Source organism: Acidobacteriota bacterium, from assembly GCA_022340665.1.
In the GTDB taxonomy this organism is placed as follows: domain Bacteria; phylum Acidobacteriota; class Thermoanaerobaculia; order Thermoanaerobaculales; family Sulfomarinibacteraceae; genus Sulfomarinibacter.
Genome location: JAJDNM010000149.1, coordinates 1 through 25,728 on the forward strand (window position 1 = coordinate 1; position 25,728 = coordinate 25,728).

Here is a 25,728-nt window from a genome sequence, read left to right on the forward strand (position 1 = left end):
GTTGGTGGCCGACGGCGACGGTCGATTCGAGCTCGATCCGGTGCCGGAGCTGCCATTCGTGCTCTTCATCGCGCGCCCTGACGGGGTGGCCCTGAAGCCGGTCACCATAGAGGCGCTGCCGAACGACGGACCGCTGATGATCGAAGTCTTCCCGGCGGGGGAAACGGTAACGGTTGTCAGTGGCGTCGTGCCGGATCTCGAACTGCCGCCGGCGGTTGCTTCAACCGTCATGGGCCGTGGTGATCTCGGACAGCGTCTCCCGGCGCAGCTTTTTCAGGTATTGGAAAATCTCCCAGGGGCTGGGGCGAGCGGCAATGGCCACGCGGCCGTGCCGAGTATTCGTGGATTGGCCCAGCATCGGACGTTGCTCCTGCTCGACGACGGTCGGGTCAGCTCGGAACGTCGGGCGGGCGCGTCGGCCACCTATCTCGATCCGGAGACGATCGAAGAGGTGGAGGTCGTGCGCGGACCAGGATCGGTCGCATACGGATCGGACGCATTCGGTGGGATCATCCGTGCCCGCACGCGCATGCCCGACCCGCAGGGGACGAGAAAACTCCGCTACAGCATATTCGGTGGCATGGGCCTCGAGGAGGTGGGTGCGGCAGCGGAGGCGACGACCTCCCTGTTTGGCGGTGGCCTGATGCTCGGCGCCCACTATCGTCATTACGACGATTACCAGAGCCCTGAGGGTACGGTTTTCAACTCGGGCTCGGAGATGCACGGTTTCAGAACCGGTTGGCAGGCGGCCGTTTCGGGCGGGATCTTCCACATCGGGTGGCGGACCGATCTGGCGCGTGACGTCGGCAAGCCAACACCCGAGTCGAATGTCCGAAGGGTCTACTACCCCGAAGAGGCCTCCAACCGCCTCAGCCTCGGTTTCGAACGGCCAGGCCCAGGCGACTGGAATCGCTTCAGCCTCAACTTCTCGTGGGACGACTACTCGCTGACCCTCGCCAAAGACCGCTTCGCGACCGAGTCGACGCCGCGCGACGTGGCTTCATCGAAGGTCGATGCCAACGACTATTCGATCCGGGCGGACGCGGAGCGTCTCCTCGGCGATTGGCGAATGGTGCTGGGGGCTGACCTCAGTGGGCGTTACAATCTCGAGGCAACCAATGAGTACACGACCTACGGGGATGGCGGCACCCCGATCAAAAACGACCGCACGAACAGCATCGAGGATGCACACGGCAACGATTTCGGGCTCTTTATTGCAATCGGTCGCGCTGTCGGGCGGTGGCAGCTGGACATCGGCCTGCGCGGCGACGGAGTTTGGAGCGCCAACAGAGGCGGGTACTTCGGCGACCGGAGCACCTTCAACTCAGCTCTTTCCGGCTTCGCCGCCGCAGGCGTCGAGCTGGTCTCTGACCTTGAGCTCACCGCACAGGTGGCGAGGGGTTTTCGCGATCCCCTGCTGTCGGATCGCTACTACCGGGGGGAGTCCGGGCGCGGCTTCATCACCGGAAACCCGGAACTCGAACCTGAAACCAGTCTCCAACTGGATATCGCGTTGACGTACAGCCCGGACACCATGGCTGTCGGGCTGTACCTCTATCGTTACGACATTTCAGATCTGATCGAGCGCTACCGGCTCGACGAAGACTATTTTTTCCGCAATCGGGGCGAGGCAGAGATCACAGGAGTCGAAGTCGAGGCAGGCCTGGTCGTCGGGAACTCAATCGAGATACAGTTCGGCGCACAGGTGTTAAAGGGCGAGATAGCCGAGGACGGCTCGCCGACTGACGGCGTGCCCCCTCCGGGTGTCTTTGCAGTCCTTCGTGGCAGCCCGGATTCGCGTTGGTGGTGGATGGTTCGGGGTGCGGCCTACGCGCGCGACGATCGGCCGGGGCCGACGGAGAGAGAGATCCCGGGTTATGGTGTGCTCGACGCCGGAGCGGGCTACGCTCTCGCGAATTGGCTCGAGATCTCCTTGTTGGGGAGAAACCTCCTCGACCATTCGTACTTCGTTTCCTCGGACGAGGATGCGGTGCTCGCCCCCGGTAGGTCGGTACAGCTCATTCTTCGCGGTAGGCTCTGACATTCGCTCGAATCCCAATCCCGAAGTCCGAAATCCAAAATATGTTCGGGTGTACCCTGTCGCTGGAGGTTGCCATGAAGCGTTTCTTTCTTCTCTGTGCCGTCGTATCCGTGCTTGCCTGCTCGCCCGCTGAGGATCCCGCGGATCTGGTCCTGATGGGCGGGCGAATCGTGACCATGGATGACAGCAACCCTGAAGCCACTGCTCTCGCCGCTCGTGATCATGAGCTGGTGGCTGTCGGATCTGAGAAGGAGATCGATCGATTCATCGGACCGGACACCGAAGTCATTGATCTTGGCGGCGCAGTTGCTGTTCCGGGTTTGATTGATGCTCACGCTCATTTCCTCAGCATCGGGCGGGCCAGGATGCAGCTCAACCTGAACGGGGTGGGGGGGTTCGACGAGATCGTCGCCATGGTGGAAGCGGCGGTCGCCGAGGCCGAGCCGGGCCAGTGGATCTTTGGTCGTGGCTGGCACCAGGAGAAGTGGAAGAAGCCTCCCGAGAAGAGCGTGTCAGGGCTGCCCTACCATGACGATCTCAGCGCAGTGTCGCCCGACAACCCGGTGATGCTGACCCACGTCAGCGGCCACGCGTCGATGGTCAATGCCGTCGCGCTCGAGCTGGCCGGCATCGATGATCGGACTCCGGATCCCCCCGGTGGGGAGATCGTACGAGATGCTCGAGGAAGGGCCATAGGGGTCCTTCGCGAAACCGCCGCGAATCTGGTCGCCGACTACTTCGACAGCGAGTGGGATGAAGCCACCGTGCGCCGCATGGCGGAGCTCGCGGATGCCGAGTGTCTGTCGAAAGGCCTGACGTCCTTTCACGACGCTGGCACGGGCTTTCGCAATGTGGAGGTCCTGAAATCCCTTGCGGAATCGGGCGATCTCGGTATCCGGCTGTGGGTAATGCTCTCCGAAAACAACGAATCGCTTGCCGAAAACCTGGATGGCTACGGAGTGTATCGCGTCGGCGACGCCCACCTCACGGTTGGCGGCATCAAACGGCTGGTGGACGGTGCGCTCGGATCGCACGGAGCCTGGTTGCTCGAACCCTACACCGATCTTCCCGAGAGCACGGGTCTCAACACCTACGCGCCGGAAGACCTTCGCGAAACCGCACGACTCGCAGCGGAGAACGGGCTGCAGTTGTGCTCCCACGCCATCGGTGATCGAGCCAACCGTGAAACGCTCGATGTCTACGAAGAGACGATCCGGTCCAGACCGGATGGCCGCGATCTCAGATGGAGGGTGGAGCACGCTCAGCATCTTGATCCGGCCGATCTTCCACGTTTCGCCGAGCTCGGCGTCATCGCGGCCATGCAGGGGGTGCATTGCACCTCGGATGGTCCGTGGGTTCCGGTCAGACTCGGTGAGGATCGCGCCCGCGAAGGCGCTTACATGTGGCGCGATTTGCTCGATTCCGGAGCGGTGATCGCCAACGGCACGGATGCACCGGTGGAAGACGTAGATCCGCTGCCCTCCTACTACGCGTCGATCACGCGCCGGCTGCCGGATGGTTCCGCCTTCTACCCTGGCCAGGTCATGACCAGAATGGAGGCGTTGCGATCCTACACTCTGGACGCTGCCTACGCGGCCTTCGAGGAGGATATCAAGGGCTCGCTCGAGCCCGGGAAACTGGCCGATATCACCGTTTTTTCGAGAGATATCCTCGAGATTCCAGCCGAGGAGATCCTCGACACGCGGGTTCTTTACACCATCGTAGGTGGGGAAGTGCAGTACCGCGCGAATTAGGAATTGGGGATTCGGAATCCGGGATGCCCCGCATCCCTGCCGGCTGCGCAATTTACCCCGGGGGGGTGTGGGGCGGGAAATCCGAAATTCGAAATCCGAAATTCGAAATATGTCGCGTAGTGGTGGGTAGCATCCCGGTATCCCCATTCACAATCCTCCGTACATCTACCTCGGTTCCCTTTGATAACCTTGTATGGGGGTTGTCATGCCCGGTTATATCCATACCTGCGCGAATTGCGGCACCCATATGCAAGTCCACGAGCGCTACCTCGGGCGAACCCTCAAATGCACCTCGTGCCGGACCGAGTTCGAAGCGACGTTGCCTGAAGGCGCGGTTGGCGACGGGCCGATCCTCCCCGAAATCGAGGAAGAGGTCGAGAATTCTCGGGAAAAGAAGTTCCCGATCTGGGTGATCTTTGTCGTCGTGCCGATCGTGGCACTCATCTGGTTCCTCGGACAGGATCAGGGTGATGGCCCCGCATCATCCGTGTTTCGAGAGGAGCGTTCGGCCGGCGAAAATGCGACCGTCGACGCAGGAACGGGACGCCCGGTTCTGACTGCCCTCGATCACGAGGCGGTGGCGGCTTTGCAAACGATTGGGCAGGGTTCCGTCCAGATCAACGTTTCTGCCTTGATGGACCAGAACAAATATCTCGAACTGCCGGCCGGAACCAACGTGCGCGTGCTCGAGTTTGCAGACGGCGGTCGCACAGCGCGTATTCGAATTCTCGAAGGGCCGTGGCAGAGCCGGATCGTCTGGATCCCCGCACGGTGGATACGCTGAGAGAATTAGGAATTAGGAATTAGGAATTAGGAATTCGGAATGAGGAATGAGGAATGAGGAATGTCCGCCCGCGCTCCCTGAGAACGGGAGGTTGGGCAGGAACTCAAAACTCAATGGCGAAAAATCAATATGCAAAATTCAAAATCGATGGATCGTCGCCCGTAGTAGTGACTTCGTGAATAATGCGGGCTAAACTCGGCACGTCGCGAGTGTGGGGAAGACGGTGTGATTCCGTCGCGGTCCCGCCGCTGTGACCGGGGACGATAGCCGGGGATACCACTGTGATCGCAGGATCATGGGAAGGTCCGGCAGGTAGGAAGATCCGGGAGCCAGAAGACCCGATCCGCGACGTGCGGTGAGACTCTCGTGGGTTGGAGTTCGAGTCGTGGTGGCAGCACCCGGGTGAAAAACGGTATCCCGGGCCCTCAGGGCCCGGGATTATTTTTTGGAGGAAAATGGCTCGAGGACGATTGTTCGCGATAATAATCGCAGGCTGGATCGTGACTGGCGGATGCGGTGGCAGCATCGATCGCCAGGCGCCCAGAGAAGAGAGCGGTGTGGAGCCGCGCAGGATCATTTCGCTGGCACCGAGTCTCACCGAAACGCTTTTCGCTCTCGGGCTGGGCAACCGCTTGGTGGGCGTCACGCGGTACTGCGCTCATCCGTCGGCAGCTGTGAATCTGCCGAAGGTCGGCGGACACCTGGATCCGAATTTCGAGGCCATCGTGGCGCTTTCTCCCGATCTCGTGGTTGCGATCCCCTCGAGTCGCGAAATCAGGCAGCGCCTCGAGTCGTTGGGAATTCGTGTTCTCGAGGTCGACCAGCACGACGTCGAGGCGGTCCTCGAATCGATTTCGACAATCGCAGACGCCTGCGGTGTTTCCGAACGGGGCGAGGCGCTCACCGCCGAACTCAGGGGCGGGTTGGAGCGGATTCGCTCGATTGTTGGCGAATCTCCGCGCCCGCGGGCGGTGGTCGTGATCGGGCACCAGGTCGGAGGGGGCTCGGTGAGAAGCGTCTGGACCGCGGGTCCCGACACCTTTTACGACGGCGTCCTGCAAATTGCCGGAGGCGTGAACGCGGTCGAGGGGGGCCTCGCGCGGTATCCAGAAATGTCGAGGGAAGGGCTCGCATCGCTCGACCCGGACGTCGTGCTCGACCTCGTCGCCGGAATCGAAGAACGGGACCTCGACGTCGAACGTATTCGCGAGGAATGGGAACGGCTGACGGAGCTGCGTGCGGTCCGCGAAAACCGGGTGAGAGTGCTCGCGGGGGACTTGATGGTCGTGCCTGGGCCGAGACTGCCGGAAATGGTCGAAGTTTTCGCGCGATCGCTGCATCCCGGGCTCGACTGGAGCGCCGAATGAGTGAGCCGAAGATCCGCGTCGAGGATCTCTCGGTCCATCTCGGGAAAGAAGAGATACTGCACGGCGTTTCGATGTCGGTAAGGGGCGGGGAGTTCGTCACCGTGGTTGGTCCCAACGGCGCCGGCAAGTCGACGTTGCTGCGGTGTCTCGACGGAATCCTCGAACCATCGAGGGGCGGTGTCTTCATCGAAGGTCGTTCGATCGAGGATCTGGAGCGACGTGCCCTCGCGCGAACGGTGAGCTATGTGCCGCAACCGGATGCCGGGGCGGTCGACTACACGGTTCGATCCTTCGTCGAGATGGGACGCTACCCGTATCTCGGTGCCTGGTCGGCGCTCACCGAAGAGGATGTCTCGGCGGTCTCTCAGGCGATGGAACTGACCGGGGTCGAGCATCTCGCCGACCGCTCGTTGTCGTCGCTCTCCGGCGGTGAGCGCCAACGGGCCTCGATTGCCGCGGCTCTGGCTCAGGGCGGATCGATACTGTTGCTGGACGAACCGACGAGCTTCCTCGACTATCGCCACCAGGTGCATATTCTCGACCTGCTCGACCGGCTGCACCTCGAGGGCGGCCTGACGATCGTCGCGGTCACCCACGACCTGAACAGCACGGTCTCCTCGTCAGATTCGGTGCTCGCACTCAAGAAAGGCAGGGTGGCGGCGCACGGCACGCCGCACGAGCTTTTGGACGCCGAAATCCTCGCGACGATCTACGACGTCGAGTTCCATCTGGTCGAGGGAGGGCACCGGGGACTCCCGCTGGTGTTGCCGGCAAGGAACGGGTCGTGAAGACATCGCTGCGTCTTGGGTTGCTCGCAGGGTTTGCGTTTCTGACTCTTGCGATCATGCCCCTCGTCGGCCGGCAGGTGCTTCCGGTTTCGGTGCTCTCTCAATTCGGTGGCAGCGACCCCGTGGCCATCATCTTCTGGCAGATCCGAGTGCCGAGAGCGTTGGCCGCATTCATTGGTGGTGCTGGACTGGCGCTGGGGGGCGCAGTATTTCAGGCCGTCTTCCGCAATCCCCTCGCCACGCCCTACATCCTTGGCGTAGCCAGCGGGGCGTCACTCGGTGTCGCGCTCGCGAGCCGACTCGGACTTTCCCTGGCTGTGCTCGGCCTCGCCACAAATTCGATTGCGGCCTTCGCCGGCGCGCTGGTTGCGGTTGGCGCACTGTGGCTGCTGACGCGCCTGCGGCCCGAGTTTTCGTCGACAACCCTGCTCCTTGCAGGCGTAGCCATGAACTTCTTCTTCTCGAGCTTGATTCTCTTCGCCCAGTACACCGCGTCGTTGGGCGATTCCTATCGCATCGTGCGCTGGCTGATGGGTGGGCTGGGAGGCGTAGACCTGAACACGGTCCTGCACATGACTCCCGTCGTCGCGGTCGGCGCGATCGTTGTGATGTGGCGCTCCCGCGAGCTCGATCTGCTGGCCACAGGCGCGGAGATTGCGGCAGCTCGCGGCGTCGCGGTGGCGCCGACGAGAACGCTCCTCTTTCTCGCCACCTCGGTGATGATCGGTGGAGTCGTTGCCGCCTGCGGCCCGGTCGGTTTCGTCGGCATGATGGCGCCCCACATCTGCCGTCTACTGGTCGGTCCCAACCACCGGACGTTGCTGCCGGCGTCGCTTCTCTTCGGAGGTGCGTTCCTCTTGCTCTGCGACACAGCTGCACGGCTCGTGCTCTTTCCAGCCGAGCTTCCAGTGGGCGTGATCACGGCTTTCCTCGGTGCGCCGTTCTTCCTGTGGCTGTTGATTCGCCAGGCGAGCGCTCCAATCTCTCGATAGCCAGCATCCTGGGGTACGATATCGAAATGAGGAAATGGCGGCTTGGCACGATCGGACTGCTGTTTGTAGCGATGATTGGCGTTGGGACTACCACCGAAGGTCGGGATGCGCCACGATTACCGTTTCCGATTCCGACGTCCACTCTCACTCCGTCGCCCGAACCGACTCAGGAAACGCCGGCACCCACGCCAACTCCTGAGCCACCTACGGATCCAGGCTTGGCCGACAGGGCGTCGGGAAAACCCGGAGACGAGCCACAGCCCGCCGAAACTGCCGACGAAACTCCAAAGGGAGAAGAGGAGACCAACCCGGGCGAGGTCGCGTTCACCGATTATCAACCCTTCGATCTCGAAGAGATCGAAGCGGAACCGATGCAGACGAAATGGGGAAACTTTGTCAGCGGCGTGCGTGGAATTTCCCGATACAGTTTGTTTGACGGGAAGGTCAAGTTCAGGATCGGCGGCAAGGCTCAGTTCGATGCTACGGCCGGTGTGAATGACGGCAAATACGAAGAATTCTTTGCCCCCGTCGAGTCGGATATCAGCGTGCGCCGATTCGAGATCTTTGCCGCCGGACGAATCCGCGAATTCAACTTCACCGTGGCGTTCGATTTTGGTGCCGACTGGGGGATTGGCGATGCGTGGATCGAGGGTGCGAGGGGTGGCTTGGAGGTATGGGGTCACCATCTCGGGAAGCTTCGCGTTGGCTGGATGCGTGAACCCTTTAGCCTTGAGCGGCAGACCGGCGCGTACAACCTCGGGCTGATGGAACGATCGCTGCCGGTGCAGACAATGGCGCCCGGCTCCAACATCGGTGCGATGATCCACGACTCGGGATCGAAGGAACGCTTTACATGGGCGGTCGGAGTCTTTTCGGTCGGTCAGAGCAACGACAAAAACGCCAGCACGTCTCTCCTGTCACTGACCGGGCGCACGACTTATCTGCTCAAATACAGCGATCAGGGACGAATGCTTTTCCATGTCGGCCTGTCGGTGAGTTCGAGGTCGCCGACAGGGGGCGACATTCGATACCGATCGCGACCTGAGGCAAGGTTTGTCGATTACCTGGTCGACACCGGAGCCATCGATGCGAGCCACGTCACACTCATCGGTCTCGAGGCTGCGGCCGTTCGCGGCCCATTGTGGATCACGGCGGAACACATCCAAAGCCGGGTTTCGGCACAGTTGGTCGAAGATCCCACCTTCATGGGCTCATACATCAAGGTCGGATGGTTCTTGACCGGCGAGAGCCGACCGTACCGTACCAATAGCGGCATTTTTGACCGGCGCCGTCCGACCGTCAAATACACCAAGGGAAACCCGTTCAAGAAGAAGAATGGAGGGGCCTGGGAGGTCGTCGGACGGCTGTCGAGAATCGATCTGACTGACGGTCTGGTCGACGGGGGCGAGCTGACCGATATCAGCGCAGCCCTGAGCTGGTACCCCAATGCGACGACCCGGATTCAGCTCAACTACGTTCGCGCCAGCCCGAAGAATCGGGGTGCGGCGAACATCTTCCTGCTCAGGTTGCGGTATCAGCCCTGGTGACGAATTCGGAGTTGAAAGTTGAGAGTTTCCCCACGCACCCGAGGAGTGAGGGAGGGTGGGTGGAATTCTCGGTCCTCAACTCTGAACTCTCAACTCCGAAAGGCGTTGAGAATCGTTTCTGCTGCTGATGTTGCCGTCGCCCTGCCTTTCATTACATCATCTTCGAGAGCTGCGATAGTCTCTGCGACCTCGGGTTGGTCGCGCACAGCGGCCCGCAGACCCTCGTCCACCAGACTCCACATCCAATTTAGGAGCTGACGCTGACGTCTTCGATTGAGTTCTCCGTTTGCCGAGAACAGATCGTGGTGCTCGCGGATGATCGCCCAGATCTCGTCGAGCCCGGAACCCGTTTGTCCGGACGAGGCGACGACACGTGGTTTCCAGTCGTCCTCGGTCCGGAGTATCCCGAGCGCGCGTTCGAACTCGGCTCTCGCCAGCTCGGCGGCCGCGAGGTTGTCACCATCGGCCTTGTTGATGGCGATCAAATCGGCGAGTTCGAGAATTCCGCGCTTGATGCCCTGTAGCTCGTCACCGGCTCCCGCCAGCTTGAGCACGAGAAAGAAGTCGACCATGTCGGCGACCGCAGTTTCGGACTGCCCGACGCCCACAGTTTCGACGAGAATCACGTCATAGCCTGCGGCCTCGCAAACGAGGATGGCCTCGCGGGTCTTTGCCGCCACTCCCCCAAGCGATCCACCGGTTGGCGAGGGGCGGATGAAAGCGTGGTCAGACGCGGCGAGCTTCGCCATCCGTGTCTTGTCGCCGAGGATCGACCCTTTCGAGATCGACGAGGATGGATCGACCGCTAAAACCGCTACCCTGTGACCATCCTCCACGAGGCGCAGGCCGAGCTTTTCGATGAACGTACTCTTCCCGACGCCAGGCACCCCGGAGATGCCGATACGGTGTGCCTGTCCGGTTTCGGGCAGGAGTTCGGTCAGCAGCTTCTGCGCGAGCCGCCGGTCCTCAGGTGAGGTCGACTCGACCAGCGTTATCGCGCGTCCGAGCGCTGAGCGGTCACCTTCCCGAATCCCGTGAATGAGCTCGTCGAGGTTGGATCTTGAATTCATCAATCAGCCGTTCGTAACGATCATACGTGGGACGTGCCTCCAGTGCCACGAGACCGGAGGCGTGGTATCTTCGGGCCATAAGCCCGGGAGGATTCGCCGCATGAACGGTATCTGGAGATCCGTCGCCATCATCTCGGTTCTTGCCACCGTGGTCGGCTGCCGCACTTTCAGCCCGACGCCGATGGATGAAGTAGGATTCATGGACAGGGTCGAGACCCGCACCGAATCTGGCGTCACGGCGTCGGCGGTAGTACTCACGCCGGAGGAAGCCAAAGCGGCATTCGACTGCAAGCTTGACAAGAAAAAGATCCAGCCGGTATGGCTCGAAATCACGAACGGTACCGAGGAGGAGATGTTGTTCATGCCGCGCAGCATCGACCCTGACTACTTCTCTCCTCTCGAAGTGGCACAGAAGACGGCATGGACCTGGTCAAAACAGGCCAACCAGCAGAAGAGATGGTTCTACTACGAAAACCAGATACCGCTGGTGATTCCTGCTGGTGAAACGGTGTCGGGATTCGTCTTCGCCAACCGAAGCCGGGGACTGCGGTGGTTGTTGGTCCAGGTCTTCTCCGAGAACGACGACGTGCAGATCGAGTTCGTGCACGAAATCCCGGGATTCAACGCCGATTTTCACAAGCTCGAGTGGGGAAATCTCTACCAATCGCTCTACCCGGATCAGGAAATCGTCGAGCTCGCGGAACCGTCGGATCTGCGCAGGTGGATCGAGCAGCAGCCTGCCACGGTGACCAACGCTGACGGGAGCAAAACCGGTGACCCGCTGAACCTGGTCATTATCGGTGATGGCGAGGCGGTCTTTTCCGCCTTCCTCCGCTCCGGTTGGGATCCGACGGCGGCCATATCGGCGGCCACGGTGGCCAAGGTGGGTGCATTCGGCCTTTTCGGTGGCGCCTATCGCTACTCGCCTGTCAGTGATCTCTATGTCTTCGGCAGGTCACAGGACATGGCGCTGCAGAAGGTCCGCTCCAACATCCACTACCGGAACCATCTGAGACTGTGGCTGGCGCCGGTGAAGTTTCAGGGATTGCCGGTGATGATCGGTCAGATCAGCCGCGACATCGGCAGCCGCTTCACCACAAAGAGCTCAACGCTTACAACACACCGCATCGATCCCAACGTCGACGAGACCCGCTCGACACTGATACAGGATTTCATCCACGCCCAGGCGCTCAAGGCGTTTGCGAGAGCGGGCGGAGTGGGGTTCGTGTCCCGGGATGCGCCGCGCGGCAATCTCACCGGTGATCCTTGGTTCACCGACGGGAATCGAGCTGTCATGCTGCTGACGAAGGAACCTGTTAGCCTCATCGAAATCGACTGGTTCGACTGGGGGGAGGACGAAGGAAATTAGGAATTCGGAATCTGGTATTCGGAATTCTGCATTGGGGATGGCGACGACGGCCTGAAGCCCGGGGCTTCAGCTCGTCAGTCGCTTTGAGAGTTCCTCAATCAGCTCCACCGCAGCCTCCGGGACATTCGTGCCCGGTCCGAAGATGAAAGACGCTCCGGCCTCGCGCAGAGCATCTCGGTCCTGGGGTGGAACCACACCCCCGACGACGATCAGGATATCGTCACGTCCGAGCCTGGTGAGCTCATCCTTCAGCAGGGGTACAAGGGTCAGGTGTCCGGCGGCGAGAGAGGATACGCCCACCACGTGGACATCATTCTCGACCGCCTGGCGGGCTGCCTCCTGCGGGGTCGCGAACATCGGGCCGATATCGACGTCGAACCCGAGGTCGGCAAAAGCGGTGGCGATGACCTTCTGACCGCGATCGTGCCCATCCTGGCCGACCTTGGCGACCAGGATACGTGGCCTCCTGCCGTTGCGTTGGGCGAACTCGTCGGTCATGTCGCGGGCTCGATTGACGTTCTCCATGCTGTCTCCGACCTCCTGAGCGTACACTCCTGCAATCGTCTGAATCATTGCCTGGTGACGGCCGAAGACCTGCTCGAGCGCGTCCGAGATCTCTCCTACCGTGGCTCCGGCCCTCGCGGCCTCGACTGCGGCGGCCAGAAGGTTACCCTCTCCGGATCCGGCAACCAGTGTCACTTCGTCGAGGGTTGCCTGCACCATCCCTTGGTCGCGTTCGGCCCGAAGCTTTTCGAGTCGCGCTACCTGTGAGGTATAAACGGCGCTATTTTCCACCTTGAGGACGTCGATCTCGCTGTCCGACTCCGATCGGTATCGGTTGAGACCGATGATGGCCTGGCGGCCGGAATCGATCCTGGCCTGGGTACGGGCCGCCGCCTCTTCGATGCGACGTTTCGGCAGGCCGTCCGCGATCGCCTTGGCCATGCCTCCGAGCTTCTCCACCTCGCGGATATGCTCCCACGCGCGGTGGGCGAGGTCGTGTGTCAGCTTCTCGATGAAATACGAACCGCCCCAGGGGTCGGCCACCCGACAAATCGCCGTCTCTTCCTGAAGCTGAAGCTGGGTGTTGCGCGCGATGCGGGCCGAGAAATCGGTTGGCAGAGCGAGCGCCTCGTCGAGCGAGTTCGTATGTAGTGACTGGGTGTGACCGAAGGCGGCGGCCAGGGCCTCGATCGAGGTCCGAACCACGTTGTTGAGGGGATCCTGAGCGGTGAGGCTCCAACCCGAGGTCTGACAGTGAGTGCGCAGGGCGAAGGAGCGGGGATCGAGTGCGCCGAACCGACGCATGATTTCGGCCCACAGCAGTCGCGCTGCACGGAGCTTCGCGATCTCCATATAGTGGTTCATTCCGATCGCCCAGAAGAACGAAATCCGAGGTGCAAAGGTGTCTATCTCGAGGCCGGCTCCGATCCCCGTTCGCACGTACTCGATGCCGTCGGCCAGGGTGTAGGCGAGCTCGAGATCGACCGTCGCTCCGGCTTCCTGCATGTGGTAACCCGAAATTGAGATCGAGTTGAATCGGGGCATGTGCCTCGCGGTGAAGCTGAAGATATCGGCGATGATCCGCATCGATGGCTGGGGCGGATAGATATAGGTGTTTCGGACCATGAATTCCTTGAGGATGTCGTTCTGAATGGTCCCCGCGAGCTGCTCCGGTTTCACTCCCTGCTCCTCTGCGGCGACGATGTAGAGGGCCATCACCGGCAGGACCGCGCCGTTCATCGTCATGGAAACGCTCACGTTGCCGAGGGGTATGCCGTCAAAGAGCACGCGCATGTCGAGAATCGAATCCACCGCAACGCCGGCCATCCCGACGTCGCCGCGGACTCTCGGGTTGTCCGAATCGTAGCCGCGGTGAGTCGGGAGGTCGAAGGCTATCGAGAGGCCCTTTTGTCCGGCGTCCAAATTGCGGCGGTAGAAGGCGTTCGAATCCTCCGCAGTCGAGAAGCCGGCATATTGGCGTATGGTCCACGGCCGCACCGCATACATCGTGGGGTAGGGCCCGCGCACGTAGGGTGGAATGCCGGGAAGACCGCCGAGATGGTCGACCTCCTCCAGGTCGGCAGCCGAGTATGCACTGGCCACCTCGATCCCCTCTGGGGTCGTCCACGTCTCCTCAACAGGCGCCCGAGGGGTTGTCTCAAAATCGTTCGTTGGAGAGAGGCCGACGGATGCGAAATCCGGAATTCGCTCCTCAGCCACAATCCACCCCCTCGGCTTGAAGAAGCTCTCGGAGCAGAACGGCGGCGTTTCCGTTTTTTTCGATGAATCCGTCGACCCCCGCCTCCCTCCAGACGCCCTCGAGCCGTCCCGGGTCGCCGGCGACAAGCACTTGGCGTGCCCGGAGAGCTTTGAGGTCTCGAGCCAGGATAGGGACCATCTCGGCCGCCCGCTCGGCATCCGAGCAGATGATGGCTGCCCCGCTGCCGCTCGCCCGGAAAGCCGTGCCGAGGATTTCCGGATCGTCGAGACTCATGCCGAGAACCGCGATCAGTCCTCCGGACGCGAGCAGGTTTTTCACCGCGTTGACGGCCGCGCGGTTTTCTGCAGATGAACCCAGGACGGCTACAAAGACTTGAGGCCTCGCCCCCGTCGAACGAAGATGTTCGTCTGATGCGAATCGCAGGGCTTCGAAGGGGACCGCTTCGCGTTCTGTAGTGGCCGCGGTCAATCTCTCGGGTTGTTCGTTGCCGCAGAGGATCTCGGCCAGCTCTGCAGCAGTGATTCCGCCGTGTGCTGCCTCGATCGCTGAACTGAATGAACAGGTGTCGGCACCGATCGCCCGATGCACGTCGGTCTCCAGATCATCCTGTGAACCGCGTGAGTCTCTTTTTGCGTGCCGCCGATCGAGAGAATCCTCCTCGAGATCAGGGTACGAGCTGACGCCGGTGATGCGATCCCGCCGAGTCTCGACGTGCAGTCTCTTCGAGGTCAGAGAGTCGGCCAACTCACGAGCGAGTGCGCCTGACCGCAGGTGGCTGACAATCCCACCCATCGACTCGATGCGTTGAAACTCCTTCCAAGCGGCCTGAGCGAGGTCCCACGTGAGACGCTCGATAAAATAGCTTCCCGCGGCGGGATCGCTGACCCTATCAACGGAGCTTTCCTGGCACAGAATGGTGCCCGTGTTGACAGCCAGGCGAAATGCGAATTCGTCGGGTTTCCCGGTCACCGAATCGAATGGCAGAACCGAAATGACGTCGACCCCTCCAGCGATTGCGGAGAATGCCGAAGCTGTTCCTCGAAGGATATTGACCCAGGGGTCTCGAGCCGTGAGGCAGCGCGGCGACGTGACCGCGTGAATCGGTACGGTGGCCGCGTTCTCCGACACGCCGCAGGCTTCTGCGATGCGGGCCCAGGCGATTCGCAGGGCGCGGAGCTTTGCAACTTCCATGAAGAGATCCCGGCCGATGGCGGTGACGAACCGGAGACGGCGGCAGACGAGGTCTGGTGGCAGTCCTCTGTGATTCAACTCTCGCAGATATGCAACCGCGGTGGAGAACATGATGGCGAGCTCCTGCACCGCGGTCGCTCCTCCCTTGACGTGGGGGAGGGTCGACACCGCGACGGTGCGCAACTGGGGAGTGTTGTCCTCACACCACCTCATGCACTCTGCAGTGAGATCGAAACAGCCGTCGAGACTCTTCGGCACGGTGCCGTCGTTGGCGAGGACGGCGACTGGATCGACGTCGAGCGCCCCGGAAAGATGATCCGGCCCATTTTCGAGACGGCGCATCGAAGCGATGAAGAGTGCGGATAGGGCCAACGCCGCACCGCGCCCGTCAATGTAGATCGGCAAACCGTCGGCGGCCTCTTGAAAAAGGGCAAAAGATCCTGCCGTCAGGCGACCCCAGCCGCTGCTTCGACGATCGACAAACAGCCAGAGCGAGTCAGCTCCGGAATCGCGCGCCTCGGCAATCTGCGTGATCGTCGCCCTGGGATCGCGGACGTCTATCGGACAGGCGATCTCCGCCCTCCCGGGGCGCGTGGAATTTAGCGCCTGGAGGTTGGGTGGGATGTCCTCCGCGGTATATAGAGGCTTGATGACGAGTCCTTCATGAGTCCGGACGTCGAGGGAGGACGGCGAACGCCCGTTTGATGATTTGCGTGCGAGACCCTCCCACGCCTCGATCGTCGGGCGTCGGAAGTGCTCACTGATTCTCAACTCATCGTCGAACACCGCTTCCGAACCATCGCCTGCCGCCACTGGACCTCCGTTTCGATCGTAATGTAACCCGGCCGGGTCTCTTGGTCGCGGACCCGACTCGGCACGGCGCCTTGCTGCCCTCGCTACGAGACCTCATGAACAATGCGGCCGAGGTCGAAGTTCCTGACCCTATTTGCCCCCGATCAGTTTTTTGTGGGCCTTGATCAGCGCCTCCACCACAGACGGATCGGCAAGAGTCGTGATATTACCCATGTCTTCGTACTCGCCTGCAGCGATGTTGCGGAGAATCCGACGCATGATCTTGCCCGACCGGGTCTTTGGAAGGGCTTCGACCATCAGCACCTCGTCCGGCGTCGCCACCGGGCCGATTACGTGGCGCACCTGTTCCTTGAGTACGCCGGTCAACTCTTCCGGGTTGGAATCCCGGACGTCGTCGTTGAGAAACACGTAGGCGAAGATGCCTTGGCCCCTGATCGGATGGGGAAAACCGACCACCGCGGCCTCCGCTACGGCTTCGTGCTCGACCAGCGCGCTTTCGATCTCGGCGGTCCCGAGTCGGTGGCCTGCTACATTCATCACGTCGTCGACTCGACCGGTGATCCAGTAGTAGCCGTCAGAGTCGCGGCGACACCCGTCTCCAGTGAAGTAGTAGCCCCTATAGCGAGTGAAATAGGTTGCGCGGAATCGCTCATGATCGCCCCACACCGTCCGCGCCTGGCCCGGCCATGTCCGCTCGAGGCAGAGATTGCCAGCGGCCTCGATGTTGGCTTTCAGCGCGCCGTTGTCATCTACGATGACTGGCTTGACGCCGAAAAAGGGAAGGGTGGCAGAACCCGGCTTGAGAGGTGTCGCACCCGGTAGCGGAGTGATGAGGATTCCTCCGGTCTCGGTCTGCCACCAGGTGTCCACGACCGCACAGCGGCCCTCGCCGACGACGTCGTGATACCAGTTCCACGTGTCCGGGTTGATCGGTTCGCCCACCGTGCCGAGGACTCGCAGGCTGTCGCGTGAGTACTTGGTGACCCACTCGTCGCCCGAGCAGACTATCGCGCGAAGGGCGGTTGGAGCCGTATAAAAGATGTTGATTCCGAGGTCTTCAACAAGGCGCCAGTATCGCCCAGGGTCCGGGTAGGTGGGAATTGATTCGAACATCACCGTCGTGGCGCCGTTGGCGAGCGGGCCGTAGATGATGTACGAGTGGCCGGTAATCCAGCCGATGTCGGCCGCGCAACAGTAGATGTCCCCGGGTTGATAGTCGAACACCAACTCGTGTGTCATGGCGGCGTAGACCATGTAACCGCCCGTCGTGTGCAATACGCCCTTCGGCTTGCCGGTCGAGCCTGATGTATAGAGAATGAAGAGCGGGTCTTCAGCGCCCATCCACTCGTAGGTGCAGGTCGAGCGATGCCGTCGGCATTCTTCGTCGAGCCAGTGATCACGTCCCGGCTTCATGTCGACCGCAGTGTCCGTGCGGCGGGCAACGAGCACGGTCTCGACCAGGTCGAGACCCTCGACGGCACGATCCACCGTTTCCTTGAGGCGAAGCGTGCGGCCGCCGCGACGTCCCTCGTTCGCGGTGACCACCAATCGCGCCCCTGCGTCGAGGATGCGGTCTCTGATTGCCTCTGCGCTGAATCCCCCGAAGACGATCGAATGGACGGCGCCGATGCGGGCGCAGGCCAGCATCGTGTAGGCGAGTTCGGGAATCATCGGCATGTAGAGGCACACGCGGTCACCTCGCCGGACGCCGTAGTAACGCAACACGTTGGCGACCCGGCTCACCTCGTGCTTGAGCTGGCGGTAGGTGATGTGTTCGTACTCTCCGGGCTCGTCCTTGGCCCAGATAATGGCGTCCTGCTCACCTCTCTCGCGGAGGTGGCGGTCGACGCAGTTGTAGCAGGCGTTCAGCCGCCCGCCGAGGAACCAGCCGAAGTCCACGTTTTCGTAATCGTGGTCGAAGACCTGGTTCCAGGGGTGAAACCAGGATAGGCGATCCGCCTGCTTCGCCCAGAAACTCCCCGGGTCGTCGAGTGACAGCCGGTACAGCCTCTCGTACTCTTCCATCGATCCGATGTGGGCGTTTCTCGCGATTTCGGGTTTTGGTGGAATGACCCTGCTCGAATCCTCGGCCATGGGGCACCTCTCATTGATGCGGTGTCGCAAAACACTCTAGCAAAGTCCCGGTGAGATTCGGAACGCGTTCGCGCTAGCCCGGACTATTCATGAGGTCTCGTGGCGAGGGCGGCGAGGTGCCGTGCCCAATGGGGTTTGCGACCCGAGGGGCGCGGAGGCGTACTTGATCGTACGTTGAGCACCCCGAGGCGAGCAAACACCGTTGGGTGGGGTGCATCGCCGATTGCAGCAGAGGCTTCATGAATAGTCCGGGCTAGTCGGGGATTTTGTCTTCTGCGGAGGCCATCACTGCCAGCCAGTCCACGAAGTCTGCATCGTGTTCTTGCCTGTTTTTCGCCGGAGTGTGCCAGCGAAGTTGGAGAACGTCTTCCGGCACGAGCTCGGAGAGGATCGCCATCTCGATATCGGCGGAGGTCGGCGGAGTCGAAAACTGCCGCGGGAGGGAGGCGATCAGCGATACGTCGGGGTCGGGTTGCTGGTCATCGGGTGCGGGAGCAGCAGCCGCGGTGACCAGGTCCGGCGAAACCCAGCGCCCCTCGAGAGCGATCAGTGCGCTCCAGACATCTACCGCTGGCCGCTCATAATACCCCTCGCCTGCGATGAAGCCGACGAAATCCAGGACCACAGCTTCCACCGCGATGGTGAGGCGAGCGGGAAACGGATCGTACACGAGTCGAGAGAGCTCGTTGAGGGAATACGCCTCATCATCAGGAACCAGTAGGGCCTCCGCCACTCTCTCCATGGATTCCTTGACTCGAACCACGAGCTTCCCTTCGATCGTGGTCAACGGTCCTGTTGCTTCCGTATCTTCATGTTTGTCGAACACGTGTGCCAGGCAGGATTCCGCCCTGTCTGGGTGCCGGTCGAGATGGGTGTAGAGTTCGATCGTGGCCGAAAAGTAATCGGCAAGGTCGGTCGACCACTCGGTGAGCAGGCGCTCGGCCTGTTGACGTTGCGAGTAGGTCGCGCGGGAACCGCCGGTGGCGAAGAGGCTGAGTTCTTGGTAACTGCCGGTGTCTATCAGATTGCCGGTGAGTCCGTCTGCCTCCACGAGCTGCACCGCATGATCAAAGGATTGGAGGACGGCGCTGCGGATCGCCCGCCGGACCTCACCCTCACTGATCTCGAGACTCTTGTGCTCCGCAATGGGCGTGAGCCTCGCGAATCGTTGGCTCCATGGATCCAGTTCCTGTTCGAGACTCGCCCGGGACTCTTCGAGCCTGCGGGTGAGCTGCGGGTTGTCGCGACCTCTTTCGGATGGAACCACCTGTTGGACGACGGTGGCAACAACGGGGCCGCCGGGCAGGATCGTGAGATGAAGGTGTTCCTGCACGGGTTCCTCGAAGCACGCGGTCAGCGGCAAACAGAGGACAACGACCACCAGAGACCTGATTCCACGCATCAGCACCTCCGCCGGGGTATACGATACGCATACTCAGCAGTTCGAAGGGATTCAGATAGTCGCCACATGCAGTTTCGTCTCACCTCGACCGAGCCGGGGCCCATGGAGTGCGCGGCTCGGGTCACGGGATAGAATAGAACAGTGAACGGCATCATCCGCAGCATGCGGCCCGTGCAATGGCTCAAGAATGGGTTCGTCCTGGCGCCAATCGTCTTTTCGGGCCTCGTCGGTGATGCCGATGCCTGGATCCGGACAATCCTGGCCGTGGTTGCCTTCTGTGCCGCATCCTCGGCGGTATATCTGTTCAACGACGTCGTCGACCGTGAGGCCGACCGGTCTCATCCGATCAAGAAGCATCGTCCGATCGCCTCCGGAGAAGTGTCGGTGGCGACCGCACTTGCGGTGGCGGTTCTCCTGGTGGCGGGTGCGATCGCCATTGCGCTGTGGCTTGGCGGCTGGTTTCCGGCGGTCCTTGTTGCATATGTCGCGCTGGTTCTTCTGTACTCGGTCGCCCTCAAACAGGTTGTGTTTCTCGACGTGCTGGTAGTCGCAGCTGGATTCGTGCTCCGTGTGGTGGGCGGCGCGGTGGCCATCGGTGTCCCGGTGTCCCGCTGGATCCTGGTTGTCACCTATTTGCTCGCTCTCTATCTGGCACTCGGCAAAAGGCGGTCCGAGCTCGTTCTCCTCGGCGCGGTCGCAGGGGACCATCGACAGGTCCTCGGCCACTACACCTTACCCATGGTGGACCAGGCGATCAGCGTCGCTTTGGGCGCCACCGTCCTCGCATACGCGTTGTACACAGTGGCTCCCGACACGGTGGCCAAGGTGGGCTCGGACGGACTCCTGGCAACTGTGCCGATCGTGCTCTACGGGCTCTTTCGCTACCTCTATCTGCTGCATCGCCACGAGCTCGGCGGCAGTCCTACGCGTGCCCTGTTGACGGATTGGCCACTGCTGATATGTGTCGTGGTATGGCTGACAGTGGCCGCTCTGGTCATCAACGTCGCACACTGAACCCGGTTTTGAGCGTCGAGTTATGAGATGAGACACTCCTCCCTCGCCCTCTTTTGAGCGAGGGAGGGAAGTCTCGAAACCCGAGACTCAATACTCATGAATAGTCCGGGCTAATCCGCAATTCGGAGCGGGTCCTTGCTCGTGAAGTCGGCGAGCAGTGATGCTGCGGCTGTAACACCTGTGACGATCGCCGATTCGTCCGGCCTGAAGGTGGGCGTGTGTACGTAATCGGTCCAGCCCTCGGATGGATTGGCAACGCCGAGAAAGAGGTAGGCCCCGGGAATCTGCTGCTGGAAGAAGGCAAAATCCTCGGCCGCCATGATCGGTGTGGCCTCGTGTACGTGATCGGCACCGAGGCTTTCGGTAAGAGTTGCCCGCGCGAAGTCGATCAGGCCGCGATCGTTATCCACAACCGGCGTTGTGCGTTCGAAGTTCAGCTCGTAGGTGGCGCGGTTGGCCTCACAAATGCCGGAGATAATCCTCTCGAATCTCTCGGGAATTCCATCCCAGGTCTCTGAATCAAGCGTACGCACGGTGCCGGTGAGCACCGCAGTGTCGGCGATGATGTTCCAGCGGTTGCCGGCGTTGAATGTTCCGATGGACACGACCAGAGATCTACGTGCATCGACCTCGCGTGAAGCAATCACCTGAAGCGCAGTAACCACCTGAGAAGCGACATAGATCGCGTCGACCCCGTTGTGTGGTGCCGAACCGTGGGTCATCCGACCGTGGATTGTGATGGTGAACCGGTCGGCGGCCGCCATGATGCCACCAGCCGCGAGGGCGATATCTCCTGCATCGAGGGTCGGCATGACGTGAAGCCCGAAGATTGCATCCGGCATTGGATCTTCGAGAACACCCTCGGCGACCATCATCGAGGCGCCGCCTTCCTCGCCGGGCGGCGCGCCCTCCTCCGCGGGCTGGAAGATGAATTTGACGGTTCCGTGCAGACGATCCCTGAGTTTCGTCAAGATCTCGGCCGCACCGAGCCCGACCGTAGTGTGGACGTCGTGTCCGCAGGCGTGCATGACGCCATCGTTGACCGAGCGGTATGGGACATCGACCATCTCCTGAATCGGCAGGCCGTCGATGTCGGACCGCCAGGCCACGACCGGGCCGGGTCGGGCACCTCTCAGAACCGCTACGACGCCGGTGTGTGCCACGCCGGTCTCGACCTCGAGTCCCATCGCTCCGAGGCGTCGGGCGATCTCGGCCCCGGTATTCGTCTCACGGTTGGAGAGCTCGGGGTGTTGATGAAACCACCGCCGGGCCTCGATCAGTCGCGTCTCGATGGCTTTCGCTGCTGCAGCGATTTCATCCTTCATCGTTTGCTCCTGGCTCCAGACTCGAGGAGTTGCCAATAACATCGTCCCAAGGATGACGGTCGACCAACAACGCGTTGCAAAGGTTCTGTGTCCCATCGATGGAGGGTAGCAAACCGTTATGAGCTGGCCTCACCGCGGCGCTGGAGCCCGTCACCTATCAGTGCGAGGCTGACGACCAGAAGCGTGATCGCGAGCCCCGGGAAAACGGACAGCCACCAGCCGTTGAGCATGACTCGCTGGCCTTCGGCCACCATGCCACCCCAGCTCGGCAGATTGGGCGGGATCCCAAGCCCGAGGAACGACAGGGTTGCCTCGGCGAGAACCAGGTCGCCCATCCGCAGTGCGGTGTCCTGCGCAACCGGCGCCTTGATGTTCGGAAGATAATGGAGGGTCCATATCCGGGTCGGACGGGTGCCAGCGACGCGCGCTGCCTGAATGAAGGTCCGGGATCTGAGCGAAAGAACCTGGCCCCGTACCAGGCGGGCCAGACCCATCCAAGAGCTGAAACCCAGCACCACCACCAAGAGCACCGGCCCTGGCCTGAAGAGGGCTGACAGGAGGATCATCAGGAGCAACAGAGGGATCGCGAGCAGGGCGTCCACTGATCGCATCAAGATGGCGTCGACGACGGAACCACCGGTGGCGGCTGCCAGACCGACGGTGAGACCGATCACGAGCGCGACCACGACACCGAGCGCGGCAACAGCGAGTGATATGCGCCCGCCGACAAGGAGTTGCCGCAACACGTCGCGGCCGAAACGATCGCTGCCCAACCACAGCCGTGCGTTGCGTTCGGCGATGACCTCAGCTGCCGGAACAGTTTCGGTGCTCGTTCTTCCCCCCACTCGATACTGGTCGCCTTCACGGCTCACTGCAGGCGAAACATGAAATCGGCCATTGGCGAGCTCGAGAACCGTGACCTCTGTGAGAGGTGGGAGCAGGGCGGAGTGGACCGGGTCACCATCACCGGTGTCGGCCAACAGGAGTGGGCCGAACAGGCAGGAGAGCACCAGGAACCCGAGCGCGACGAGACCCAGCAGCAGACTCCGGGGCTTGCTCACCGTGCGCTCCGAGCACGGGGGTCGACCATTGCATACAACAGATCCGCAACCAGGTTGCCGATGATGACCGCCGCCGCCCCGACCAGTGTCGCGCCGAGGATGAGCGGCACGTCGCGTGCCCGCGCCGCGCTGTACGCCACCTGCCCCATGCCGGGCCATGAGAAAATCGTCTCGATCACAACCGACCCGGAGACGAGGATCGGCAGTGCCAGACCGAAGAGGGTGACGACGGGGAGCAGGGCCGGCCGCAGGGCGTGGACCATCAGGAGACGTCGGTTCGGAATCCCCCGGGCCCGGGCCGCCAGCATGAAACGCGAGGCGCGGACGTCGAGGAGGGAGGTCCGCATGTATCGGGCGGTCCCGGCTGCACCTATCAGGCCGAGACAGAGAGCAGGAAGCGCGAGGTGGTGCAGGAGGTCCGCCGTTCGGGCAACGCCAGCCAGATTTTCCGAGTTCACCGAGTGCATGTGGGATGCGGGAAACCAACCGAGACACACGCTGAATACCAGGATCAACATGCCGGCCAGCCAGAATGAGGGAACTCCGTAGAGCCCGAGACTGAAGATCGTGATCACCCGGTCGGCCCAGCCGTGGGGATGGCGAACCGCGACGACTGCGAGCGCCAAACCGAGGACCAGCATGATCAGGAGACCACTTCCAGCGAGGAGCACGGTTGGCGGCAGCGCGCGCACGAGCACACTCGCTACCGGCTCCTTGTACAAGGCGGAGATTCCAAGATCGCCAGATGCCACCGCCTTGAGCCAGCTCAGATACTGTCGACCGGCCGGTTGGTCGAGCCCGTAGTGGGCACGGATCTCCTCTCTGGCCTCCGGAGAGAGCCGCGGGTTGTCGATCGTGTCGGCGTACGAGCCGGGCGCCGCCTGGACAATCACGAATGTCAGAGTTGCCACCAGCCACATGAGGGGCACGAGAGCGAGGAGCCGGCGAAGGACCAGTCCGGTCATGGTTGGAACTCGGGGCGTCGATAGGTCACGTTGAGATTATAGGCGGGGATCCCGACCTCCTACCCGACGGAAGCTAGATACCGGATCCTCGATGCTAGATCCGCCCACCCCCCCTCTCCGTGATCTGCCCGACCGCCCATTGAACTCGCCGCGAGTGAGTTCGCCCTCCGGCAGCATCCAGCATCCAGTATCGGTTTCGTAACCGGGGAGAAGTGCTATTGGTCGATGTACCAATCCTCGATGTTGAAAAAGATGGCCGCGTCATTGATGTCTGCGCCCGAAATCCTCGAGTTGACACCAACGAGCCTGACGTTCTCCACGAGGAAAGTGTAGGGCTGATCGGCGACGATGATCTCCTGAATCCGGTCGAGGAGAGGCTTTTGGGTCTCGAAATCAGCAGCCATCGCCACTTCGTCGAGCAGGTGGTCGACCTCGGCGTTCGCGTACCGCCCGAAGTTGAATGTGGGGATGTCCGGAGGTGTGCTGCGCCAGATGCCCTCCAGATCCACCTGGGTCGGTTCGATCCATCGGTTGACGAAGGCGTCGAAGTCTGCCGTGCTGACCGCCGCCTGAACGGCTCCCCATTCAATGAATCTCGGTACGACTTCGATGCCGATGCGGCCCAGGTCGCGTTCGATCATCAGTGCGACATCCTGGCGCACCTCGCTCACGGAAGGAGCCAGGATCTCGAAGCTGAATTCCTGACCGTCACGGTCCAGAATGCCGTCACCGTCACTGTCCTCCCATCCGGCGTCATTCAACAACCGAGTTGCCTCAGAGGGATCGAAAGCGAGCGGTTCCAGCTCCTGGTTGAAGGCCCACATGGTCGATAGCACGGGCCCTATCGATGGTCGGGCAAATCCCTCGTACACGACGTCGATCAGGGTTTGGCGGTCAATCGCGAGGCCGAGCGCGCGACGAATGTTTTCATCCGCGAAAAGCGGATTGTCGACGTTCCAACAGACGTGGGTGTAGGAGCGATCCTGAAAAATCCTGAGCTCGAGGTCAGGATCCGTCTGGACCTTGGTGGCTTCGGTCGGCGGCACGCCGTTGACCAGATCGAGTTCCCCGGCCAGGAACTGGGTGAAGAGTGAGTTTTTCGACGGAACAACGCGGAAGACGATTCGTGCGATCCGCGGGCGATCGGGCACCCAGTAGGTCGGGTTCTTCTCGAGGACGATCTCCTGCTGCCGCGTGTGGCTGGCGACTCTATACGGCCCGGCGGACAGCACGTGATCACTCCAATCGGTTTCCTCCCAGGCTTCGAATGGAATCTCGGCCCATGCGTGAGCAGGGACGATCGGTCCATCGTTGACGTCCATGAGTTGGTACGGATAGCGGTGGGTGAAAGTGAACCGGACGGTCCGATCGTCGATCTTTTCCACCTCCTGAATGTTGTCAGTGATGTCCGACCACATCCATCCGAGCGCTTCCGAGGTCTGCGCCCGCCAGCTGAAGAGCACGTCCTCGGGTGTCACCGGGACACCGTCGCTCCACACGGCATCATCGCGCAGTGTCAACGTCAGCTCGAGGCCGTCATCAGAGTACTGCCATGACTCCGCGAGGGATGGCTCGAACGACGGCGGGTGATTCTGGTAGTCGGTCTGTTCAACTGCCAGGGAGGGGTAGATCAGGGCAAGGATTTCTTCGTTCGAGGCGTCCTCGGCGAGGAAGGGATTCCAGCTCTGGATGTCGGACTCGATACCAATGATGATTGTGTCCACAGGTCGCTCAGTGGTCGAGGTGGGTGAGCAGGAGGCAACCAGAAGGGCGAGGACCGACAGGAGCCAGATTCGGCATTTCATAGCGACATCGTAGCAGCAGCAGGAAAACTGGAGCATGGGACACGGCATCTGGACCTGCCTCGTCTCACCGCTGCTCGTCCAACGGCGCGGACTTTCCGAGAGCCGTGTACAATCCAATTTCC

At 61.7% G+C, this 25,728-nt stretch carries 18 protein-coding genes and 1 riboswitch; of the genes, 9 read left to right on the forward strand and 9 right to left on the reverse strand.

What is annotated here, in order from left to right; translation table 11 throughout:
- From LJE93_17055 to LJE93_17085, 7 genes are all read left to right on the forward strand, one after another.
- The coding region (locus LJE93_17055) for a TonB-dependent receptor (protein MCG6950625.1) at window positions 1-2,041 on the forward strand (2,041 nt) is incomplete at its 5' end.
- Window positions 2,042-2,115: 74 nt separating this feature from the next.
- The gene (locus LJE93_17060; GenBank protein ID MCG6950626.1) at window positions 2,116-3,795 is read left to right on the forward strand and encodes an amidohydrolase; all 1,680 of its coding nucleotides are present in this window, start codon (window positions 2,116-2,118) and stop codon (window positions 3,793-3,795) included.
- Window positions 3,796-4,000: 205 nt separating this feature from the next.
- Window positions 4,001-4,579, forward strand: a complete 579-nt coding sequence (locus LJE93_17065; protein ID MCG6950627.1) for a hypothetical protein — start codon at window positions 4,001-4,003, stop codon at window positions 4,577-4,579.
- A gap of 179 nt (window positions 4,580-4,758) precedes the next feature.
- Window positions 4,759-4,942, forward strand: a riboswitch (cobalamin riboswitch).
- A 92-nt stretch (window positions 4,943-5,034) separates the two neighbouring features.
- Window positions 5,035-5,946 (forward strand): helical backbone metal receptor, encoded by a 912-nt coding sequence (locus LJE93_17070; GenBank protein MCG6950628.1) that lies wholly within the window; start codon window positions 5,035-5,037, stop codon window positions 5,944-5,946.
- Window positions 5,943-6,734 carry an ABC transporter ATP-binding protein gene (locus tag LJE93_17075; protein MCG6950629.1) on the forward strand — a complete coding sequence of 264 codons (792 nt, stop codon included), beginning with the start codon at window positions 5,943-5,945 and terminating at the stop codon, window positions 6,732-6,734. Before LJE93_17070 ends, LJE93_17075 begins: the two co-directional genes overlap by 4 nt.
- On the forward strand, window positions 6,731-7,726 hold the full coding sequence (locus tag LJE93_17080; GenBank protein MCG6950630.1) for an iron ABC transporter permease: 996 nt from the start codon (window positions 6,731-6,733) through the stop codon (window positions 7,724-7,726). Before LJE93_17075 ends, LJE93_17080 begins: the two co-directional genes overlap by 4 nt.
- A gap of 26 nt (window positions 7,727-7,752) precedes the next feature.
- Entirely contained in the window at window positions 7,753-9,273 is a 1,521-nt protein-coding gene (locus LJE93_17085) for a hypothetical protein (protein MCG6950631.1), read from the forward strand.
- Window positions 9,274-9,362: 89 nt separating this feature from the next.
- Here LJE93_17085 and meaB read toward each other — a convergent pair whose 3' ends face one another.
- A complete protein-coding gene (gene meaB, locus LJE93_17090; GenBank protein MCG6950632.1) occupies window positions 9,363-10,343 on the reverse strand; it encodes a methylmalonyl Co-A mutase-associated GTPase MeaB in 981 nt (326 codons plus the stop codon).
- A 100-nt stretch (window positions 10,344-10,443) separates the two neighbouring features.
- Between meaB and LJE93_17095 the strand changes: the two genes are divergently transcribed.
- Entirely contained in the window at window positions 10,444-11,712 is a 1,269-nt protein-coding gene (locus LJE93_17095) for an LssY C-terminal domain-containing protein (protein ID MCG6950633.1), read from the forward strand.
- A gap of 66 nt (window positions 11,713-11,778) precedes the next feature.
- On the opposite strand, the gene scpA is transcribed toward LJE93_17095, so the two are convergent.
- The 4 genes from scpA to LJE93_17115 all read right to left on the reverse strand — a co-directional run bounded on the left by scpA (window position 11,779) and on the right by LJE93_17115 (window position 19,436).
- Complete coding sequence (gene scpA / locus LJE93_17100) at window positions 11,779-13,935, reverse strand: methylmalonyl-CoA mutase (protein ID MCG6950634.1); 2,157 nt, start codon at window positions 13,933-13,935, stop codon at window positions 11,779-11,781.
- Window positions 13,928-15,940 (reverse strand): methylmalonyl-CoA mutase family protein, encoded by a 2,013-nt coding sequence (locus LJE93_17105; protein ID MCG6950635.1) that lies wholly within the window; start codon window positions 15,938-15,940, stop codon window positions 13,928-13,930. The genes scpA and LJE93_17105 overlap by 8 nt, the downstream gene beginning before the upstream one ends.
- Window positions 15,941-16,069: 129 nt before the next feature.
- The gene (acs, locus tag LJE93_17110; protein ID MCG6950636.1) at window positions 16,070-18,034 is read right to left on the reverse strand and encodes an acetate--CoA ligase; all 1,965 of its coding nucleotides are present in this window, start codon (window positions 18,032-18,034) and stop codon (window positions 16,070-16,072) included.
- 253 nt (window positions 18,035-18,287) lie between these two features.
- Window positions 18,288-19,436 (reverse strand): hypothetical protein, encoded by a 1,149-nt coding sequence (locus LJE93_17115; GenBank protein MCG6950637.1) that lies wholly within the window; start codon window positions 19,434-19,436, stop codon window positions 18,288-18,290.
- Window positions 19,437-19,577: 141 nt separating this feature from the next.
- On the opposite strand from LJE93_17115, the gene LJE93_17120 reads away from it, so the two are divergent.
- Window positions 19,578-20,450 (forward strand): decaprenyl-phosphate phosphoribosyltransferase, encoded by an 873-nt coding sequence (locus LJE93_17120; GenBank protein ID MCG6950638.1) that lies wholly within the window; start codon window positions 19,578-19,580, stop codon window positions 20,448-20,450.
- Window positions 20,451-20,560: 110 nt separating this feature from the next.
- Here the strand turns inward: LJE93_17120 and LJE93_17125 are convergent, their stop codons facing one another.
- From LJE93_17125 to LJE93_17140, 4 genes are all read right to left on the reverse strand, one after another.
- Entirely contained in the window at window positions 20,561-21,775 is a 1,215-nt protein-coding gene (locus LJE93_17125; protein ID MCG6950639.1) for a M20 family metallopeptidase, read from the reverse strand.
- Between the two features lie 116 nt (window positions 21,776-21,891).
- Entirely contained in the window at window positions 21,892-22,836 is a 945-nt protein-coding gene (locus tag LJE93_17130) for an ABC transporter permease (protein ID MCG6950640.1), read from the reverse strand.
- The gene (locus LJE93_17135; GenBank protein ID MCG6950641.1) at window positions 22,833-23,801 is read right to left on the reverse strand and encodes an ABC transporter permease; all 969 of its coding nucleotides are present in this window, start codon (window positions 23,799-23,801) and stop codon (window positions 22,833-22,835) included. Before LJE93_17135 ends, LJE93_17130 begins: the two co-directional genes overlap by 4 nt.
- Before the next feature lie 215 nt (window positions 23,802-24,016).
- Window positions 24,017-25,606: an ABC transporter substrate-binding protein gene (locus tag LJE93_17140; GenBank protein ID MCG6950642.1), complete on the reverse strand. Its 1,590-nt coding sequence runs from the start codon at window positions 25,604-25,606 to the stop codon at window positions 24,017-24,019.
- Window positions 25,607-25,728 lie beyond the last annotated feature (122 nt).

What these genes read in the sequence shown, in the direction of transcription:
- LJE93_17060 (MCG6950626.1), top strand. Translation starts at nt 2,116, where the DNA reads ATGAAGCGTTTCTTTCTTCTCTGTGCCGTCGTATCCGTGCTTGCCTGC.
- LJE93_17065 (MCG6950627.1), top strand. Translation starts at nt 4,001, where the DNA reads ATGCCCGGTTATATCCATACCTGCGCGAATTGCGGCACCCATATGCAA.
- LJE93_17070 (MCG6950628.1), top strand. Translation starts at nt 5,035, where the DNA reads ATGGCTCGAGGACGATTGTTCGCGATAATAATCGCAGGCTGGATCGTG.
- LJE93_17075 (MCG6950629.1), top strand. Translation starts at nt 5,943, where the DNA reads ATGAGTGAGCCGAAGATCCGCGTCGAGGATCTCTCGGTCCATCTCGGG.
- LJE93_17085 (MCG6950631.1), top strand. Translation starts at nt 7,753, where the DNA reads ATGAGGAAATGGCGGCTTGGCACGATCGGACTGCTGTTTGTAGCGATG.
- meaB (MCG6950632.1), bottom strand. Translation starts at nt 10,343, where the DNA reads ATGAATTCAAGATCCAACCTCGACGAGCTCATTCACGGGATTCGGGAA.
- LJE93_17095 (MCG6950633.1), top strand. Translation starts at nt 10,444, where the DNA reads ATGAACGGTATCTGGAGATCCGTCGCCATCATCTCGGTTCTTGCCACC.
- acs (MCG6950636.1), bottom strand. Translation starts at nt 18,034, where the DNA reads ATGGCCGAGGATTCGAGCAGGGTCATTCCACCAAAACCCGAAATCGCG.
- LJE93_17115 (MCG6950637.1), bottom strand. Translation starts at nt 19,436, where the DNA reads ATGCGTGGAATCAGGTCTCTGGTGGTCGTTGTCCTCTGTTTGCCGCTG.
- LJE93_17125 (MCG6950639.1), bottom strand. Translation starts at nt 21,775, where the DNA reads ATGAAGGATGAAATCGCTGCAGCAGCGAAAGCCATCGAGACGCGACTG.
- LJE93_17135 (MCG6950641.1), bottom strand. Translation starts at nt 23,801, where the DNA reads ATGACCGGACTGGTCCTTCGCCGGCTCCTCGCTCTCGTGCCCCTCATG.
- LJE93_17140 (MCG6950642.1), bottom strand. Translation starts at nt 25,606, where the DNA reads ATGAAATGCCGAATCTGGCTCCTGTCGGTCCTCGCCCTTCTGGTTGCC.